This is a genomic window from Pseudomonas sp. TE3728, assembly GCF_056279145.1.
In genome coordinates this window covers 2,222,801-2,240,501 of the sequence record NZ_JBWBQT010000001.1, presented here as the reverse complement: position 1 = coordinate 2,240,501, position 17,701 = coordinate 2,222,801, and the positions used below count along the sequence as shown (strand labels likewise).

19 protein-coding genes are annotated in these 17,701 nt (G+C 59.0%); 10 read left to right on the top strand and 9 right to left on the bottom strand.

Translation table 11 applies throughout. From position 1 onward, the window contains the following. Positions 1 to 22: 22 nt before the first annotated feature. From ACZ89R_RS09455 to cysB, 3 genes are all read left to right on the top strand, one after another. Complete coding sequence (locus tag ACZ89R_RS09455) at positions 23 to 928, top strand: 5'-nucleotidase (protein WP_008075703.1); 906 nt, start codon at positions 23 to 25, stop codon at positions 926 to 928. Positions 929 to 1,025: 97 nt separating this feature from the next. After that, entirely contained in the window at positions 1,026 to 1,529 is a 504-nt protein-coding gene (locus ACZ89R_RS09450) for a universal stress protein (protein WP_007899922.1), read from the top strand. 113 nt (positions 1,530 to 1,642) lie between these two features. After that, complete coding sequence (gene cysB / locus ACZ89R_RS09445) at positions 1,643 to 2,617, top strand: HTH-type transcriptional regulator CysB (protein ID WP_007899921.1); 975 nt, start codon at positions 1,643 to 1,645, stop codon at positions 2,615 to 2,617. A gap of 3 nt (positions 2,618 to 2,620) precedes the next feature. On the opposite strand, the gene ACZ89R_RS09440 is transcribed toward cysB, so the two are convergent. Then, entirely contained in the window at positions 2,621 to 3,103 is a 483-nt protein-coding gene (locus tag ACZ89R_RS09440) for a GreA/GreB family elongation factor (protein WP_427624290.1), read from the bottom strand. 14 nt (positions 3,104 to 3,117) lie between these two features. Beyond that, positions 3,118 to 3,516, bottom strand: coding sequence for a hypothetical protein (locus ACZ89R_RS09435; protein WP_008075695.1), 399 nt, complete (start codon positions 3,514 to 3,516; stop codon positions 3,118 to 3,120). A gap of 124 nt (positions 3,517 to 3,640) precedes the next feature. On the opposite strand from ACZ89R_RS09435, the gene earP reads away from it, so the two are divergent. Together earP and ACZ89R_RS09425 are read left to right on the top strand one after the other, a co-directional pair. Further along, the gene (earP, locus tag ACZ89R_RS09430; RefSeq protein ID WP_429545948.1) at positions 3,641 to 4,798 is read left to right on the top strand and encodes an elongation factor P maturation arginine rhamnosyltransferase EarP; all 1,158 of its coding nucleotides are present in this window, start codon (positions 3,641 to 3,643) and stop codon (positions 4,796 to 4,798) included. Between the two features lie 48 nt (positions 4,799 to 4,846). Continuing rightward, entirely contained in the window at positions 4,847 to 5,416 is a 570-nt protein-coding gene (locus ACZ89R_RS09425) for an elongation factor P (protein WP_007899917.1), read from the top strand. Between the two features lie 165 nt (positions 5,417 to 5,581). Here the strand turns inward: ACZ89R_RS09425 and ACZ89R_RS09420 are convergent, their stop codons facing one another. The 4 genes from ACZ89R_RS09420 to ACZ89R_RS09405 all read right to left on the bottom strand — a co-directional run bounded on the left by ACZ89R_RS09420 (position 5,582) and on the right by ACZ89R_RS09405 (position 8,889). Beyond that, complete coding sequence (locus tag ACZ89R_RS09420) at positions 5,582 to 6,595, bottom strand: alpha/beta hydrolase (protein WP_429545949.1); 1,014 nt, start codon at positions 6,593 to 6,595, stop codon at positions 5,582 to 5,584. A 32-nt stretch (positions 6,596 to 6,627) separates the two neighbouring features. Further along, complete coding sequence (locus tag ACZ89R_RS09415; RefSeq protein WP_008009416.1) at positions 6,628 to 7,047, bottom strand: organic hydroperoxide resistance protein; 420 nt, start codon at positions 7,045 to 7,047, stop codon at positions 6,628 to 6,630. Positions 7,048 to 7,401: 354 nt separating this feature from the next. Further along, positions 7,402 to 7,863 carry a MarR family winged helix-turn-helix transcriptional regulator gene (locus ACZ89R_RS09410; protein WP_007899914.1) on the bottom strand — a complete coding sequence of 154 codons (462 nt, stop codon included), beginning with the start codon at positions 7,861 to 7,863 and terminating at the stop codon, positions 7,402 to 7,404. Positions 7,864 to 7,932: 69 nt separating this feature from the next. Beyond that, positions 7,933 to 8,889, bottom strand: coding sequence for a LysR family transcriptional regulator (locus tag ACZ89R_RS09405; protein ID WP_429384765.1), 957 nt, complete (start codon positions 8,887 to 8,889; stop codon positions 7,933 to 7,935). A gap of 111 nt (positions 8,890 to 9,000) precedes the next feature. Between ACZ89R_RS09405 and ACZ89R_RS09400 the strand changes: the two genes are divergently transcribed. Beyond that, the gene (locus ACZ89R_RS09400) at positions 9,001 to 9,750 is read left to right on the top strand and encodes a sulfite exporter TauE/SafE family protein (RefSeq protein ID WP_123501241.1); all 750 of its coding nucleotides are present in this window, start codon (positions 9,001 to 9,003) and stop codon (positions 9,748 to 9,750) included. On the opposite strand, the gene ACZ89R_RS09395 is transcribed toward ACZ89R_RS09400, so the two are convergent. Then, positions 9,740 to 10,594: a LysR substrate-binding domain-containing protein gene (locus ACZ89R_RS09395; protein ID WP_052964013.1), complete on the bottom strand. Its 855-nt coding sequence runs from the start codon at positions 10,592 to 10,594 to the stop codon at positions 9,740 to 9,742. The two genes, ACZ89R_RS09400 and ACZ89R_RS09395, sit on opposite strands and share 11 nt — an antisense overlap. Positions 10,595 to 10,690: 96 nt before the next feature. Between ACZ89R_RS09395 and ACZ89R_RS09390 the strand changes: the two genes are divergently transcribed. Together ACZ89R_RS09390 and ACZ89R_RS09385 are read left to right on the top strand one after the other, a co-directional pair. Next, positions 10,691 to 10,906: a DUF1127 domain-containing protein gene (locus tag ACZ89R_RS09390; protein WP_008075682.1), complete on the top strand. Its 216-nt coding sequence runs from the start codon at positions 10,691 to 10,693 to the stop codon at positions 10,904 to 10,906. 64 nt (positions 10,907 to 10,970) lie between these two features. After that, entirely contained in the window at positions 10,971 to 12,200 is a 1,230-nt protein-coding gene (locus ACZ89R_RS09385) for a winged helix-turn-helix domain-containing protein (protein WP_429545950.1), read from the top strand. Positions 12,201 to 12,283: 83 nt separating this feature from the next. Here ACZ89R_RS09385 and ACZ89R_RS09380 read toward each other — a convergent pair whose 3' ends face one another. Continuing rightward, positions 12,284 to 13,630, bottom strand: coding sequence for a class II 3-deoxy-7-phosphoheptulonate synthase (locus tag ACZ89R_RS09380; RefSeq protein WP_007899909.1), 1,347 nt, complete (start codon positions 13,628 to 13,630; stop codon positions 12,284 to 12,286). 151 nt (positions 13,631 to 13,781) lie between these two features. Here ACZ89R_RS09380 and ACZ89R_RS09375 point away from each other — a divergent pair, with 151 nt between their 5' ends. Then, complete coding sequence (locus tag ACZ89R_RS09375) at positions 13,782 to 14,537, top strand: spermidine synthase (protein WP_123501247.1); 756 nt, start codon at positions 13,782 to 13,784, stop codon at positions 14,535 to 14,537. A 112-nt stretch (positions 14,538 to 14,649) separates the two neighbouring features. On the opposite strand, the gene ACZ89R_RS09370 is transcribed toward ACZ89R_RS09375, so the two are convergent. Further along, on the bottom strand, positions 14,650 to 15,441 hold the full coding sequence (locus ACZ89R_RS09370; protein ID WP_429545951.1) for a crotonase/enoyl-CoA hydratase family protein: 792 nt from the start codon (positions 15,439 to 15,441) through the stop codon (positions 14,650 to 14,652). Positions 15,442 to 15,863: 422 nt separating this feature from the next. Between ACZ89R_RS09370 and ACZ89R_RS09365 the strand changes: the two genes are divergently transcribed. Beyond that, positions 15,864 to 17,537: a DEAD/DEAH box helicase gene (locus ACZ89R_RS09365; RefSeq protein WP_007899905.1), complete on the top strand. Its 1,674-nt coding sequence runs from the start codon at positions 15,864 to 15,866 to the stop codon at positions 17,535 to 17,537. Positions 17,538 to 17,701: the final 164 nt, after the last annotated feature.

Below are 17,701 nucleotides of genomic sequence, written 5' to 3'. Positions count from 1 at the left end.
GGCCAAAAGGAGAGGGAAGGGCATGGCCAATGGCATAGACGACAAACTGGTGTTGGCGATTTCTTCGCGAGCACTGTTCGACTTGAGCGAGAGCCACAAGGTTTATCTGTCGAGCGGCGTCGAGGCCTATCGGCAGTACCAGATCGAACACGAAGATGAAATTCTCGAGCCCGGCGATGCGTTCCCGTTAGTCGAAAAACTCCTGAACCTGAACGCCAGTCTCGGCCGTGCCCGGGTCGAGGTAATCCTGGTGTCGCGCAACAGCGCCGACACCGGCCTGCGGGTTTTCAATTCGATTCATCATTATGGCCTGGCGATTTCGCGTGCGGCATTTGTCGGCGGGCGCAGTCCTTATCCGTACCTGAAGGCCTTTGGTTGCGACCTGTTTCTTTCGACCCATTCCGACGATGTGCGCAGTGCGCTGGATGCCGGTTTCGCGGCAGCGACTATTCTGTCGGGCGGTGCCAGTCGCGCCGCCAGCGATGAATTGCGCATTGCATTCGACGGTGACGCGGTGCTGTTTTCCGATGAGTCGGAGCGGGTCTATCAATCGGGAGGCCTTGCAGCGTTTCAGGCCAGCGAGCGTGAGGCCGCCCGCGAGCCTTTGCGCGGTGGGCCGTTCAAAGGCTTCCTCGCGGCGCTCAACCTGTTGCAGCGCGAGTTCCCCGACGATGCCTGTCCGATCCGCACCGCACTGGTGACTGCACGCTCGGCGCCGGCCCATGAACGGGTGATCCGCACCTTGCGCGAATGGGACATCCGTCTGGACGAGTCGCTGTTCCTAGGCGGTTTGACCAAATCAGCCTTTCTCGAAGCCTTTGCCGCCGACGTATTTTTCGATGACCAGGCCGGCCATTGCGAGCTGGCCCGCGAAGTGGTCGCCACCGGTCACGTGCCGCATGGCATCAGTAACGAGCCGTCGATTTAAAGCGCTGCGGTTCAGTGCGTTGCGCCGAACGCCGCACTCGCCACGGCACTGCTAAGCTGAATCAATCTCCGCCATGTTGGCATTAAAGGAGGTCCCTATGATTCATTCGATGCTGTATGCCACCGACCTCGGTCTGTATGCACCTTTTGTGATGCAGCATGCGTTGGCACTGGCTCGAACATTCAATGCCGACTTGTATGTGGTGCACGCGGTTGAGCCGATGGGGTTGTTCGCCGAATCGGTGCTTCAGAGTTACCTCGATGAGCAGGCCTTGAACGAGTTTCACAGTCAGGGCCTCAATACGGTGATTGCCAATATCGAGCAGCGGGTGCTCGACAGCTTTCGCGAAGAGCTGGGGGATGAGGGGGAGCAGGACCTGGAACGGATTCGGGCAGTGCGGGTGCTGCAGGGCGATCCGTCGCAGGTGATTCTCGACCAGGCGCAGAAACTCTCCGTCGATTTGCTGATCGTAGGAAGTCACAGTCATGGCGCTGGCGCGGAAACGCCATTGGGCCGAACCGCTGCGCGCGTGTTGCAACTGTCCAGAGTGCCGGTCTATTTGGTGCCGCTGATGGAACGTCGCCGCAAAGGGGATCGCTAGGACACGAATAATGGCGTTTTGATAAAAAAGTTCTAGATTTATTAATCAAACCATTAATATAGTTATATATCGTCGCTGATGCCCGTGGCGTCTACCTGCTTTGAGGGATTCATATGAAGCTTCAACAATTGCGCTACATCTGGGAAGTGGCGCACCACGACCTCAACGTTTCAGCTACAGCCCAAAGCCTCTACACCTCGCAACCGGGCATCAGCAAACAGATCCGCCTGCTGGAAGACGAATTGGGGGTCGAGGTTTTCGCCCGCAGTGGCAAGCACTTGACCCGGGTTACCCCGGCTGGCGAGCGCATCATCACCACCGCCGGCGAAATCCTGCGCAAAGTTGAAAGCATCAAGCAGATCGCCCAGGAATTCTCCAACGAGAAAAAAGGCACCCTGTCGATCGCCACCACGCACACCCAGGCGCGTTATGCGTTGCCACCGGTGATCAGCAATTTCATCAAGCAATACCCGGACGTTGCCCTGCACATGCACCAGGGTTCGCCGATGCAGATCGCCGAGATGGCCGCTGACGGCACCGTCGATTTCGCCATCGCCACCGAAGCGCTGGAGTTGTTCGGCGATCTGGTGATGATGCCGTGCTACCGCTGGAACCGCTGCGTGGTCGTGCCTCAAGGCCACCCGCTGACCAAGCTGTCGAAGCTGACTCTCGAAGCCTTGGCCGAATACCCGATCGTGACGTACGTGTTCGGTTTTACCGGCCGTTCGAAACTCGACGAAGCCTTCAGCCATCGTGGTCTGACACCCAAAGTAGTGTTCACCGCTGCCGACGCCGACGTGATCAAGACTTATGTTCGTCTGGGCCTGGGCGTGGGCATCGTGGCGAAAATGGCGGTCGACACCAAACTCGATAGCGACCTGGTGGTGCTCGATGCCAGCGAGTTGTTCGAGTCCAGCATTACCAAAATCGGTTTCCGTCGCGGCACCTTCTTGCGTGGTTTCATGTGCGACTTCATCGAGAAATTCGCGCCGCACCTGACCCGCGAAGTCATGGCCAAGGCCATTCAGTGCCACAACAAACAGGAACTGGAAGAACTGTTCGACGGCGTTGAACTGCCGGTGCATTAATCGCTAGATCACCTCGGTGACAGAAAACTGTTGCCGAGCGCCCGCCACCAGAATCTCCACTTCATCCCCTTCGAACTTGCCCAGCAGGCTTTTGCCCAGCGGCGAGCGAGGGGTAATGACGGTAATCAATTGCCCCACCAGATCGATCTTCAGCCCGGCCGCGTCGGGGGCCAGGAACAGCCATTGTTCGCGACCCTTTTCGTCTTCCAGGCCCAGCAGTGCACCGACTTCGATGCCGCGCTGATCGTCATAAGGCCGTAATGTCAGGTTCTGGCAAAGGGCCAATGACTGCCTGATTTCTTCCACTCGCTTGGCCTGTCCGGCCGCCAGATAAGACGCCTCCAGCCCCAGCGTGTCGTACTTGTTTTCGGCTATGTTTTCTTCGTGGGTCGCGGTTTCGTAAGCGGTTTGCGCGGCACGTTCAGCGATGTCGAGATCGATCCGCAGCTTGTCGATAATCAGTTGGTGGACGGTCGGCTTGTGCATGAAGAGCTTCTTGATCAGTCGCAGAATTGCAGGACGTTGGCGCGGCTTTTTTCGCTAGGCGCCGTTTGATTTTGCTGCAGCCAGAACTGGCATTTTGGATTGGACAGATTGTGTTTGCTGCTTCTGGCCTGTTCCACCATTTGCTGCTGTTCATTCCTGCGCAGATGGTCCTCGTACTGTTCGAACATCGGGTTCTGCGAGGCGGGTTGCTCAATCACCGGTGGCTTGGCCAGTTGCTCCACCGCCTGGGCCAAGGGCGCCAATTGCTCGTTGAACAACAAGCGCCAGGCGAGCCAGCAAGTCAGTGCGATCGCGATGAATCCCAGCCACAAACCGAGGGCAATACTGCCGGTCAGTTGCAGCGCATTAAACTGGATCGGCAAGGGACGGCGCGGGTTGGGACGGTAGGGCATGACTGCCTCCTGGCGGGTGGTCGCGGGCGAGTGGCGATTGTCGCATGAAGATTAATCGTCGTCGGCTCTTCTGCACGGGGTAATTTATGCGGACAATCGGCGCCTTTGCCAACGGGAGCCTGGAATGCCTGAAATGCCTCAAGTGAAAAACCGCTGGCGCTGGGATATTTTTTGCACCGTGGTCGACAACTTCGGCGACATCGGTGTGACCTGGCGCCTGGCCCGACAACTGGTGGCCGAACATTCAATGGCGGTGCGCTTGTGGGTCGACGATCTGCGGGCCTTCGAGCGTTTGTGTCCGGACATCGACATCAACGCTGCGCAGCAGTGGCAGCAGGGCGTCGAGGTGCGACAGTGGTCGGCGGACTGGCAACCCACTGAAGCCGCTGATGTCGTCATCGCAGCCTTCGCCTGCCAGTTACCGAGTGCCTATATGGAGGCCATGGCCGCACGGGAAAAACCGCCGCTGTGGATGAACCTCGATTATCTGAGTGCCGAAGACTGGGTCGTCGGCTGCCATGGCTTGCCGTCGGTGAAGTACAAGAGCGTGCAGAAGTTCTTTTTCTTCCCGGGCTTTCGCAAGGGCACTGGTGGCTTGTTGCGTGAGAGCGGATTGCTGGAGCGGCGTCGGCAGTTTCAGCAAAGTCCGCAAGCTCAGCGAGAATTCCTGCAAGGCTTGGGAATTGATCGCGCGCCGAATGCCCAACTGATCTCGCTGTTTGCCTACGAAAATACCGGGCTGGCCAGTTGGCTGGACACGATGGCGGCCGACTCGACGCCGACTCATCTGCTGGTACCCGAAGGCCGGATTCTCTGCGACGTCGAGCGTTGGCTTAAGGTGGATGGGCTGACGGCCGGGGCGGTGCATGTGCGCGGCGCCTTGACCGTGCAAGTGCTACCGTTCGTCCGACAGGATCAATATGACCTACTGCTATGGAGCTGCGATTTCAACGCCGTGCGCGGTGAAGACTCCTTCGTCCGCGCCCAATGGGCAGGTCGGCCGCTGCTCTGGCACATCTATCGGCAGGACGAAGATATCCATCTGGACAAGCTCGACGCCTTCCTGGCCCTATACACCCAGGGCCTGTCCGGGCCTGCCCGCGAGGCGATCAGCGGTCTATGGCGGGCGTGGAATGCAGGTGAGACAATGACCGATCACTGGAAATCAACCCGCAAACACTGGCCTGAACTGGAAAAACATGCCGAGACATGGTGTCTGGAACAAGCCTTGCAGGCAGATCTTGCCGCAGCGCTGGTACAGTTTTACCTAAATTGGATATGATACGCGGCCTAGATTTTTGTAAATCCCATCCAAATTCGGATATTCGCAATGAAAACTGGTAAAGAACTGAAACCCGGGATGGTGATCCGTCTCGAAAACGATCCTTGGCTGGTTCAGAAAGCTGAATTCACCAAGTCGGGTCGTAACAGCGCGATCATGAAGACCAAGCTGAAAAACCTGCTGACCGGTTACAAGACCGAAATCGTTTACAGCGCCGACGACAAACTGGACGACGTAATCCTCGACCGCAAAGAAGCGACCCTGTCCTTCATCAGCGGCGACTCCTACACGTTCATGGACACCACTGACTACACCATGTACGAGCTGAACGCTGAAGACATCGAAGCCGTTCTGCCTTTCGTTGAAGAAGGCATGACCGATGTTTGCGAAGCGATCTTCTTCGAAGAGCGTCTGGTTTCCGTAGAGCTGCCGACCACTATCGTGCGTCAGGTTGACTACACCGAAGGTTCCGCTCGCGGTGACACTTCCGGCAAGGTGATGAAGCCTGCCAAACTGAAGAACGGTACCGAGCTGTCGGTTGCTGACTTCATCGAAATCGGCGACATGATCGAGATCGATACCCGCGAAGGCGGTTCCTACAAAGGCCGTGCTAAATAAGCACAGCCTCAGGAATGAAAAAGCCCGACCATTGAGTCGGGCTTTTTTGTGACCGAAGATCGAGATCAAAAGATCGCAGCCTCGTTTCACTCGACAGCTCCTACATGGATTTTGTATTCCCCCTGTAGGAGCTGTCGAGTGAAACGAGGCTGCGATCTTTTTGCTTTATTTCAGGTGTTGCTTGAGCTCTTCAGAAGCCTGCAACATCGCCGAACGCACCGCGGGCACCTGGCTCACCACATTGAGCAAACCGTAGTCATGGATCATGCCGTTGTAGCGCACTGCCGTGACCGGCACACCCGCCTCGTCGAGTTTGCGGGCGTAGGTTTCACCCTCATCGCGCAGGACATCGGCGCTGGCCGTCTGCACCAGCGCGGGTGGCAAGCCCTTGAGTTGCGCGGTGGTTGCCCGCAGCGGTGAGGCGTAGATCTCGTTCCGTTGTTTGGCATCGGTGGTGTAGTTGTCCCAGAACCACTTCATCATGTTTTTGGTGAGGAAGTGCCCCTCGGCGAACTGGTTGTAAGACGCCGTTTCGAAGCTGGCGTCAGTCACCGGCCACAACAACACCTGATACCTGATCGCCGGCGTGCCTTTGTCTTTGGCCATCAGCGCAACCACGGCTGCCATGTTGCCACCGACGCTGTTGCCGGCCACGGCCAGACGTTTGCCGTCGACGTTGATTTCTTTACCGTGCTCGGCCACCCACTTCGTCGCAGCGTAGGCCTGGTTGATCGCCACCGGGTAATGCGCCTCCGGCGACGGGGTGTAATTGACGAACACCGCCGCCGCGCCCGAACCCGTTACCAAATCCCGAACTAGCCGTTCGTGGGTCGGGAAATCCCCCAGCACCCAACCACCGCCGTGGAAGAACATGAACACCGGCAGCTCGCCTTTGACCCCGGCCGGCCGAACGATGGTCAGGCTGATCGGTTGGCCATCGACCTGGATGGTTTTCTCGCTGATATCGGCTTTGGGCAGCGTCAGTTTCACCCCGGCCTGCGCGCCCACCAACACCGCGCGGGCATCGGCAGGCGTGAGCTGTTCAATCGGTTTGCCGGTGCCGGCATTCAGTACATCGAGGAACGCTTGAGTGTTGTGTTCAACCCCATTGCCTGCGAATGCACTGTTGATGGACAGGGCGAGAAGAGTACCGGTCAAGACTTTGCTGAAAGTGTTCATATTCATTTCCTGTCAGGCCTTGGAGTCAGCGGTTAGACGGTAACGTGCAGGCGCACATCGACGTTGCCACGGGTGGCGTTGGAGTACGGGCAAACCTGGTGGGCAGCTTCGACCAGGCTTTGTGCGTCGGCTTGTTCAAGGCCCGGCAGGCTGATGTGCAAATCGATGTCCAAACCGAAACCGCCAGGAATCTGGCCGATGCCGACATGGGCGGTGATCGATGCGTCGTCCGGGATTTTGCGTTTGGTCTGGCTGGCGACGAATTTCAGCGCGCCGATGAAACAGGCGGAGTAGCCGGCTGCGAACAGTTGTTCAGGGTTGGTTGCCGCACCGCCAGCACCACCGAGTTCTTTCGGGGTAGCGAGTTTGACATCGAGGACGTTGTCGCTGGAGATCGCACGACCGTCACGGCCGCCAGTGGAGGTTGCGATTGCGGTGTAGAGAGTTTGCATGGTGTGAGCCTCGTTCGGGTTTTGATATTTTTGCGCTAAATGTTTGCGCGCTAAGCAAGTGCGAGGTGAATGTAGCTCGCAAGTATTTAGTGCGCAAGATAAATTTTTAAAAAATTTGACCCGAAGTGAACACTCGCCATTGGAAGTGTCGAGTTAGAGCCGTCGAGGTGGGATTTTCGCGGGGAATTTTTTTTTCGAGGACCGGTTGGCGAAGCGGATTTTTGAGAGCGCTACAAAACAAATGTGGGAGCGAGGCTGCTCGCGATAGCAGTGTGTCAGTCAGCATCAATGCTGAATGTCACATGGCTATCGCGAGCAGGCTCGCTCCCACAAGGGATTGGTGGTGTTTTGAGGTCAGAGGCTGTCTTGCAGATGACTCCGCAGCGCTTGAAGATCCGCTTGCAGCTTTTTCAGCTGTTCCAGCGTTTGTCCGCTGGCGCCGAGGATGCACTGGGGAATGCCCCGCGCCTTGTCTCGCAGTGCACGGCCTTGCTCGGTCAGTTCGACAATCACTACTCGCTCGTCTTCACGGCTGCGGGTGCGGCTCAGCAGGCCTTCGGCCTCCAGGCGCTTGAGCAGTGGGGTGAGGGAACCAGGATCGGTCAGCAGTCGGGTGCTGATTTCGCCGACCGTCAGCCCATCCTTTTCCCACAACACCATCATCGCCAGGTACTGCGGATAGGTCAGGCCCAGCGCTTGCAGCAGTGGCTTGTAGACCTTGGTCATCAGCAGCGAGGTGGAATGCAGGGCGAAGCAGACCTGATTGTCCAGCAGCAGGTCGTCGCAGTTATCCGGGTTGTTGCGCTCGGTGTTCATTTCAAAGCCTTGATCAGTGATCGTCATAAATCTAGCGGGCGAATCTTTAATGCGCCAGATAATTCTGGACTAGTGGCGGTCCAGATTGGTTTGCAGCGCCAGATCCCACGGCGGTATGGGGCTGAAACGGGTCTTCAGGTATTCCAGTAACAAGCGGCTGCGCGAACTGGGTTGCTGCTCCAGGCGCAACGCATAAATGCCGGTGCTTTCCGGTTTTGGTAGACCGTTTTCGCAGAACAGTGGCAGCAGTTCGCCGCGTAATAAATATTCGCTGGCCAGCCAGGTCGGCAAATGCGCGATGCCCAACCCGGCCAGTGCACCGCAGACCAGTGCCTCGGCATTGTTGGCGCTCATGCGGATTCGCGCTGGCCGGTGCAAATGCATCTGCCCATCCCGCTCGAAGCGCCAGGCGAACGGCGGAGCCAGGCCCTCCCAGTCGAGACCATCATGGTCGATCAACTGCGCAGGATCAGTCGGCACGCCACGGCGTTGCAGGTAATCGGGGCTGGCGCAGGCGATACGCACCATGCTCGCCAGCGGCGTCGCCACCAGTCGGGTATCGGCCATCTGCCCGGCCCGCAATACCAGATCGACCTTGCCCAGATTCGAGCCCTGCATGTCGACAAAGCTGTCGATCAGGTGCAATTGCACGTCGAGGCCAGGATAAAGCGTCAGGAAATCGGCAATTACCGGCGCCAGGTGTCGTCGTCCGAACGCTGCCGGCGCATCCACCCTAATCAAGCCTTCAGGCGCACTGCTCAGGGACACCGCTTCCGCCCGGGCCAGGCGCAGTTCAGCGACGATCCGCCGCGCACGCTCAGCAAAAGCCAACCCTGCCGGGGTAGCGCGCACCGCATGGGTGCTGCGAATGAACAACTGGCTGCCAACGGCGTTTTCCAGGCTGTCAATGCGTCGCGCCACGGCCGAAGGCGTCAATGGATGGCGTCGGGAGGCGGCGGAAAAACTGCCGCTTTCCAGCACATCGAGAAACAGGCCAAGTTGTTCGGTCAATTGATTGGGGTTCATGGTTTTGTTTGCGCTTGTGCGAAATTGGCACAGCCATTGTGCGTTGCTGTGCGTTTCCCCGCCAGAGCCGACTGCGTAGGATGAACAGCCTCACAAAAGGAAAAACACCCCGTGATTGAGTTCTTGTTGTATCTGGTTTTTGGCGCGGCCTTGGGAACCCTCGGCGGCCTGTTCGGCATTGGTGGCGGATTGGTCGCGATCCCGCTGCTGGGCGTGTGGTTCGGTCTTGATCAGCAGATCGCCCAAGGCACGGCGCTGGTGATGGTGGTGCCGAACGTGATGCTGGCGCTGTGGCGCTATCACCAGCGCAATCGCATCGAATTACGGCATGCGCTGCCACTGGCCTCGATGGGGTTCTGCTTTGCCTGGATCGGTTCGATCTGGGCGGTGGGTATCGATGCGCAAACCATGCGCTTGGGCTTCGTCGCTTTCCTGATTGCGCTGTCGGCCTACAACCTGATGCGAATGTTCACCACCAACGCACCGGCCTCTTCGCAGATGCGCTATTCCTGGCCGTGGCTGGGTGTGCTCGGCGCGGCTTCCGGGGCGATGGGCGGACTGTTCGGAGTGGGCGGGGCAGTGGTGGCAACGCCGGTGTTGACCAGCCTGTTCGGTACCACTCAAGTGGTTGCCCAGGGATTGGCGCTGGCGCTGGCCTTGCCGAGTACGGGTGTCACCCTGGCGACTTATGCGGTGCACCATCAGGTGCATTGGGCGATCGGTGTGCCGTTGGCAGTCGGTGGATTGATGAGCATCAGTTGGGGCGTGAGAATTGCCCACGCCTTGCCGGAGCGGCTTCTGCGCGGGCTGTTCTGTGGTTTTCTGGTGGTCTGTGCGGTGATGCTCGCGTTTAAAGTTTGAAACCTTCGACGATGTGCTCGGCCAGGCATTCGGTGATCGGCGAAGGGTTGTTCAGGTTGCGGATCAGCATGATGCTGGCTTCCGGCAACAGCGGCAGGTCTTCGTTGGCGCCAAGGATACGCATGTCCGGTGTGATCAGGCTTTCCAGCTGCGCGGTAATCGCCAGACCCGCGCTGACCACGGCCATCAATGCCGACAGGCTGGAACTATTGTACGCAATGCGGTAGTCGCGGCCCATGGCGTCCAAGGCATTGCATGCCCAGAGGCGGCAGAAACAATCACTGTTGAACATCGCGAGAGGCAGCGGTGTCTGCTCATGGGCGTTGAAGCATTGGGCTTCGGCCCAGACAAAACGCTCCTTGCGCAACAATTGGCCAATCTCGTTGCCCGGTTCACGGGTGACGATGGACAGGTCCAGGTCCTGGCGCTGCAACAGCTGCCGGGTCGATTCGCAGTGAACCTCGATCTGGATCAGCGGGTAGAACTGCGCGAAGCGCGACAGAATGCCCGGCAGAAAGCGCATGACGTAATCATCGGGTGTGCCAATGCGCACGGTGCCGACCATATGCGGCTCGCGCAGGGTATTGAAGACTTCGCTGTGGAGTTTGAGGATGCGCCGCGCATAGCCCAGCAATACCTGGCCTTCGGCGGTCAGCTTGACTTGGCGCCCGTCGCGTTCGAACAGCTGGCGCTGCAACACGTCTTCTTCCAGGCGTTTCATCTGCATGCTCACCGCCGACTGGGTGCGGTTGACCATTTCACCGGCGCGGGTAAAACCGCCCTGATCGGCGATCGCGACGAAGGTGCGCAGTACATCGGTGTCGATACTGGGGTAGGCGGACATTCATCAATCTCCGAGATGTATGCCATCAGAAACATTCGTTGGATTGATCTTATCGCTGGCGCGAGACTTGAGCCATCCCTAAAGGAGGGCAATACGATGAAAGGTCACAACGAGCATGTAACGGAACAAAAATTCTCAATCCACGCGGTATCCGATCTGCTGCACAAGTTTAGTCGCTGGTACGAACTTCACCGTGAACGTGAAATGTTGGCGGGCTTGAGCGACGAAGCACTGAAGGATATCGGCGTGAGCCGTGCGGATGTGGAGCATGAGACGGTAAGACCGTTCTGGGATGATCCGATGCATAAATGATGATGCCATCGCTACACAAACCACTTGCGGGTGAGGTAGGTTGCGAGCAGACAAGGAGATGCTCATGCCCGCCACATTGTCTTTTTCCCTCAAACAGGCTCGGCGTCTGGCGCTGGCTGCCCAAGGATTCAATGGGCGTCAGCCGCCGGCGGCGATCAAACCGGTTCAGCTCAACCGGCTGATCGAGCGCCTGGGCATTCTGCAGATCGATTCGGTCAATGCGCTGGTGCGTTCGCACTACCTTCCCTTGTTTTCCCGTCTTGGCAATTACTCCTCCGACTTGCTCGATCAGGCTGCCTGGAGTCAGGGCCGTCGACGCACATTGTTCGAGTACTGGGGCCATGAAGCGTCTTTGTTGCCCTTGTCGATGTACCCCTTGATGCGCTGGCGCATGCAGCGAGCAACCCGCGGCGATGACGTCTATCAACAATTGGCGCGCTTCGGTCGTGAGCAGCAAGACACGATTCGCCGCGTGTTGGCGTCGGTTCAGGAGCTCGGTGCGCTGGGTGCGGGCAGTTTGTCGACCCGTCAGGAGCGGGCAGGGCCGTGGTGGGACTGGAGTGCGGAAAAGCATGCGCTGGAATGGCTGTTCGCTGCTGGTGAAGTGACCGTGGCTGGCCGGCGCGGGTTCGAACGGCTTTATGATTTGCCGGAGCGGGTGATTCCTTCAGCGATTCTTCAGCAGCCTTTACTTGGCGAGGCCGAGGCTCAGCGCGGCCTGTTACTGCACGCTGCCACGGCTTTGGGTGTCGGTACAGAAAAGGACTTGCGGGATTATTTTCGCCTGAGCCCGGCAGACAGCCGGCCGCGGCTGGCGGAGCTGGTCGAGGCGGGTGATCTGCGGGTCTGTGAAGTTGAAGGCTGGCGGCAACCGGCCTATTGCCTGGCAGAGCCGAAAGTACCGCGCAAGGTCGAGGCCAGTGCGCTGCTTTCACCGTTCGATTCGCTGATCTGGGAGCGCAGTCGTACCGAGCGATTGTTCGATTTCCGTTATCGGCTGGAGATTTATACGCCGCAGCACAAGCGCATCTATGGCTATTACGTATTGCCGTTTTTGCACAATGAGCGGGTTGCTGCGCGGGTCGACTTGCGCGCCGAACGGGCGTTGGGCCGGTTGGCGGTGCATGCCGTGCATGAGGAAGAGCCGGGGCTGGATGAGGCGGGGATGTTGGCATTGGCGGTCAATCTGCGGCAGATGGCGGATTGGTTGGGGCTGGCGCAGATTCAATTGAATTGCCCGCGGGCGAGTGCGGTGCGGTTGCGGGTGGCATTGGCACAGATTGAGGGTGATTGAGCCGACGCCATCGCGAGCAGGCTCGCTCCAGGTACAGCGCAATCCTATGGGAGCGAGCCTGCTCGCGATGGGTTCAATGCGGTTTAGCGCCGAACCTGCTTCAGGGTTTCAGCAATCAAAAACGCCAATTCCAGCGACTGATCGGCATTCATCCGTGGGTCGCAGTGGGTGTGGTAACGATCCGACAGCCCATCCTCGGTAATCGGCCGCGCACCGCCAATGCATTCGGTGACGTTCTGCCCGGTCATTTCGATGTGGATGCCGCCGGCGTAACTGCCTTCCGCTTCGTGAACCTGGAAGAACTGTTTCACTTCGCCAAGGATCTGCGCGAAGTCGCGGGTCTTGTAGCCGCTGCTGGCCTTGATGGTATTGCCGTGCATCGGGTCGGAGCTCCAAAGCACCTGCTTGCCCTCGCGCTGCACGGCGCGGATCAGCTGCGGCAGGTGATCGCCGACCTTGTTCGCGCCCATCCGCGCAATCAGGTTCAGGCGACCCGGATCGTTGTCCGGGTTGAGCACATCGATCAGGCGAATCAGGTCTTCAGGGTTCATGCTCGGGCCGACCTTCACGCCGATCGGGTTGTGCACCCCACGCAGGAATTCGACATGCGCACCGTCCAGTTGACGGGTACGGTCGCCGATCCACAGCATGTGGGCCGAGCAATCGTAGTAGTCGTTGGTCAGGCTGTCGCGACGCACGAAGGCTTCTTCGTAGTTCAGCAGCAGCGCTTCGTGGGCGGTGAAGAAACTGGTTTCGCGCAGTTGCGGCGAGCTGTCCATGCCGCAGGCGCGCATGAAGGCCAGGGTTTCATCAATGCGGTCGGCCAGGTGGCTGTACTTCTCGGCCAGCGCCGAGTTGGCGATGAAGTCCAGGTTCCACTTGTGCACCTGATGCAGGTCGGCAAAGCCGCCCTGGGCAAAGGCACGCAGCAGGTTCAGGGTCGCGGTGGACTGGTGGTAAGACTGCAGCAGACGATCCGGGTCCGGTACACGGCTTTTTTCGTCGAAACCGATGCCGTTGACGATATCGCCACGGTAAGCCGGCAGCGTCACGCCGTTGATGGTTTCATCGTTGGCCGAACGGGGTTTGGCGAACTGGCCAGCCATGCGTCCGACCTTGACCACCGGGCAACCGGCGGCGAAGGTCATGACGATCGCCATTTGCAGCAACACTTTAAACGTGTCACGAATTTTCGCGGCGGAGAATTCGGCGAAGCTTTCGGCGCAGTCACCGCCCTGCAACAGAAACGCCCGGCCCTGGGTCACTTCGGCAAACTGACGACGCAACTCCCGGGCTTCACCGGCAAACACCAGCGGCGGATAGCTCGCCAGGGTTTGCTCGACGTGCAGCAAATGCGCCGCGTCGGGGTATTGAGGTTGTTGCTGGATCGGCAGGGCGCGCCAGCTGTCAGGGCTCCAGGGTTGGCTCATTGCAGTCTCTAGTGTTTTACGCTCGGACGGTTATGTTATCAGCAATTAGTGCGTGACCTGTTCCCGTCGCTTCGCGGACAATCGCGCCTTTGCCGCGCCACCCACGCGGTCTTATTACGTTGCCGGATCCCGGTGACGATCAGGAGACGAAATGACTGAGGAGCGCGTCGAGCATCTGCTCGCCGAGGTACAGGATGAGTTCGGCGTGATTCGCGTGCTGGAAGTGGCCGATTACCGTTTCCTGGAGTTCGGTGATGCCATCGAACAGAGCTGTGTGTTCACCGCTGACCCGAGCTGGCTCGAGTACGATTACACCCGGGCGATGCTGATTGGCGCGCTGTGCCACGAACTGCCGGAAAGCGCGCTGTTCCTCGGGCTCGGCGCCGGCACGCTGACCCAGGCTTGCCTCAAGTTCCTGCCGCTGGAAGACGTCGAAGCCATCGAGCTGCGCCCGGATGTACCGCGCCTGGCCATCGAATACCTCGGGCTGGATGACGATCCGCGCCTGTACATCCGCGTCGGCGATGCCTTGGAACTACTCGAAACGGCTGAACCGGCCGATCTGATTTTCGTCGACCTGTATACCGATGTCGGGCCGGGTGTCGGGCATCTGGCTTGGGGTTTTCTGGAAAACTGTCAGAAACGGCTGAACCCGGGTGGCTGGCTGGTGATCAACCAGTGGGCCACCGACGATGGTCGGCCGCTGGGGGCGGCGTTGTTGCGCGGCCTCTATCACCGACATTACTGGGAGTTGCCAGTCAAAGAGGGCAACGTGATTCTGATCGTGCCATCGGAGCTGGATCAGGAACTGGACATGGATGGACTGATCGCACGCGCTGAAGGCCTGGCGCCTCGATTGGGGTATTCGTTGCAGTCGTTGATCAAGGCGATTCGGCCGGCGACGTGATGTCGTCGCCTGTGATGGCCTCATCGCGAGCAGGCTCGCTCCCACAGGGGAATGCATTTCAAATGTGGGAGCGAGCCTGCTCGCGATGAGGCCACCACGGTCAATACATCCCTCAAACCCCTTTGAAGACTCCCGGCCGCTTCTCGATCATCGACCGCACACCCTCCTTGGCATCCTCGCTGTTCAGCAGTTTCTTCACCAGCGCCGGCAAGGCCTGAGCTGCCGTCATTTCACCTTCATAGCGCGCCTGCCGGGCAGACATCAACGTCGCCTGAACCCCCAGCGGTGCCTGTCGGGCAATCCGCTCCGCCAATTCAATGGCCCGCGGCAACAAATCCTCGCTGGCCATGACCTCCTGCACCAACCCCAGATGCAAGGCGTCATGAGCATCGAACTCATCGCCAGTCAGCAGCCAGCGCATGGCATTGCCCCAGCCGGCGACCTGATGCAGGCGCAAGGTCGCGCCGCCAAACGGGAAGATTCCGCGCTGCACTTCCTTCTGGGCAAAACGGGTATTGCTGGCGCACAGGTTGATGTCGGCGGCCAGCATCAGCTCGATGCCAACGGTCAGGCAGTAGCCTTGCGCAGCGACAATCACTGGTTTGCTGACCCGAGGGCCTGCGAGCACGCCCCATGGGTCGCAGCCACCGGGCGGCGCCTGCCAGCCTTCGGCCAGGGCGGCGCCGGCGCTGACCAGATCAAGCCCGGCAGTAAAATGCTCGCCATGGCCGAACACCACCGCCACCCGCGCCTCGCTGTCGGCCTCGAACTCACCATAGGCCAGACTGAGTTCGTTGAGCAGGTCGAGGTCGAAGGCATTACGTTTGGCCACCCGATCCAGACCGATCATCAGGACATGACCGTGTCGTTCACGGGTTACACGACTGGGACTGGGCTGATTCATGGGACATTTCCTCGGGTGGGGAAGGGGTGTCAGACCGAAGGGGCTGCGTCGCTAGAGTGAACCGTTTTAGCGCCATCGTCAGCAGGGCCGGGCCTTTGCAAAATAGACCGTCGCACAATTATCCGCAAAGCCCGTGACACAACGGTATGCGCCGGTTTTTTCCGATAAAAAAAGCTCCCTTTTCGGGCGAATTCCGGTATAGTGCGCGCCGGCCTTTAACCGGGCCGCGTTTAGGTAGCGCAATTCCCCGAAGCCAGCTTCGGCTGCACGTCCGCATAGCGGACTCTTCCTTGACGAATCTTTTTCATTCATTCGTTTTCGCAAATCCCCGCCGACAAAGCAGCCAGGGCGACTCTTGAGTCTTACACGGCATGCGCAGCTTTGGAGCATGGGTCTTTGCGGATGCACTTAGAGGCAGACCCATGACCCAGGAAACCGGCGGCTTCGCCGCTTTTAATCTTAATCCGAATATTCTTGCAGCTGTCATTGCGACCGGCTACGAAGAACCTTCGGCTATTCAGCAGCAATCGATCCCGATCATCATGGCCGGTCACGACATGATTGGTCAGGCGCAAACCGGTACGGGTAAAACCGCCGCGTTCGCCCTGCCGATCCTGCACCGCATCGATCCTGCAAAGCGCGAGCCGCAAGCCCTGATCCTGGCGCCAACCCGTGAGTTGGCGCTGCAAGTAGCAACCGCTTTCGAAACCTACGCCAAGCAAATGCCGGGCGTTACCGTTGTGGCCGTTTACGGCGGCGCGCCTATGGGCCCACAACTGAAAGCAATCCGTAATGGCGCACAGATTGTTGTCGCCACGCCGGGCCGTCTGTGCGACCACCTGCGTCGTGACGAAAAAGTCCTGGCTACCGTGAACCACCTGGTTCTCGACGAAGCTGATGAAATGCTCAAACTGGGTTTCATGGACGACCTCGAAGTTATCTTCAAGGCCCTGCCTGCAACCCGTCAGACCGTATTGTTCTCGGCCACCCTGCCGCAGTCGATCCGTGCCATTGCCGAACGCCATCTGCGCGATCCGCAACACGTGAAGATCCAGACCAAGACTCAGACCGTTACCGCGATCGAACAGGCTCACCTGTTGGTTCACGCTGACCAGAAGACCTCGGCTGTATTGAGCCTGCTGGAAGTGGAAGATTTCGACGCTCTGATCATGTTCGTGCGCACCAAGCAAGCGACCCTGGACCTGGCCAGTGCTCTGGAAGCCAAAGGCTACAAAGCCGCTGCGCTGAACGGTGACATTGCTCAGAACCAGCGTGAGCGCGTGATCGAATCCCTCAAGGATGGCCGTCTGGACATCGTTGTGGCGACCGACGTTGCCGCTCGTGGTCTGGACGTTCCGCGTATCACTCACGTGTTCAACGTTGATATGCCGTACGATCCTGAGTCCTACGTTCACCGTATCGGCCGTACCGGCCGTGCCGGTCGCGAAGGTCGTGCACTGCTGCTGGTGACTCCGCGTGAGCGCCGCATGCTGCAAGTGATCGAGCGTGTAACCGGTCAGAAGGTTGCCGAAGTTCGTCTGCCGGACGCCCAGGCGGTTCTCGATGCTCGCATCAAGAAACTGACCAACAGCCTGTCGCCGCTGGTCGCTGATGCCGAATCGACTCACGGTGATCTGCTGGATCGCCTGACCGCCGACATCGGTTGCACCCCGCGTGCACTGGCCGCTGCTCTGCTGCGCAAGGCAACCAACGCTCAGGCGCTGACCCTGGCCGCAATCGAGAAAGAACGTCCACTGGTGCCGAACAACGCACCGCGTGGCGATCGTCCAGAGCGTTCCGGTGATCGTCCGGACCGTGGTGATCGTGAGCGTCGTGCTCCGGTTCCATTGGCCGAAGGTCGTGCTCGTTGCCGTACCGCGCTGGGTGCGCGTGATGGTATCGCTGCCAAGAACCTGCTGGGCGCCATCCTGAATGAAGGCGGTTTGGCACGTGAAGCCATCGGTCGCATCCAGGTGCGTGACAGCTTCAGCCTCGTTGAGCTGCCGGAAGATGGTCTGGAGAAGCTGCTGACCAAACTGAAGGACACTCGCGTTGCCGGTAAGCAGTTGAAGCTGCGTCGCTATCGCGAAGATTGATCCGCTCTTGAGCTGATTGATCGCACATAAAAAATCCCCGACTGGTTCGGGGATTTTTTTTGCCTGGAAAAAGATCGCAGCCTCGTTTCACTCGACAGCTCCTACAGGAATCTCGTCGAACGCGGTCGATGTAGGAGCTGCCGAAGGCTGCGATCTTTTGATCC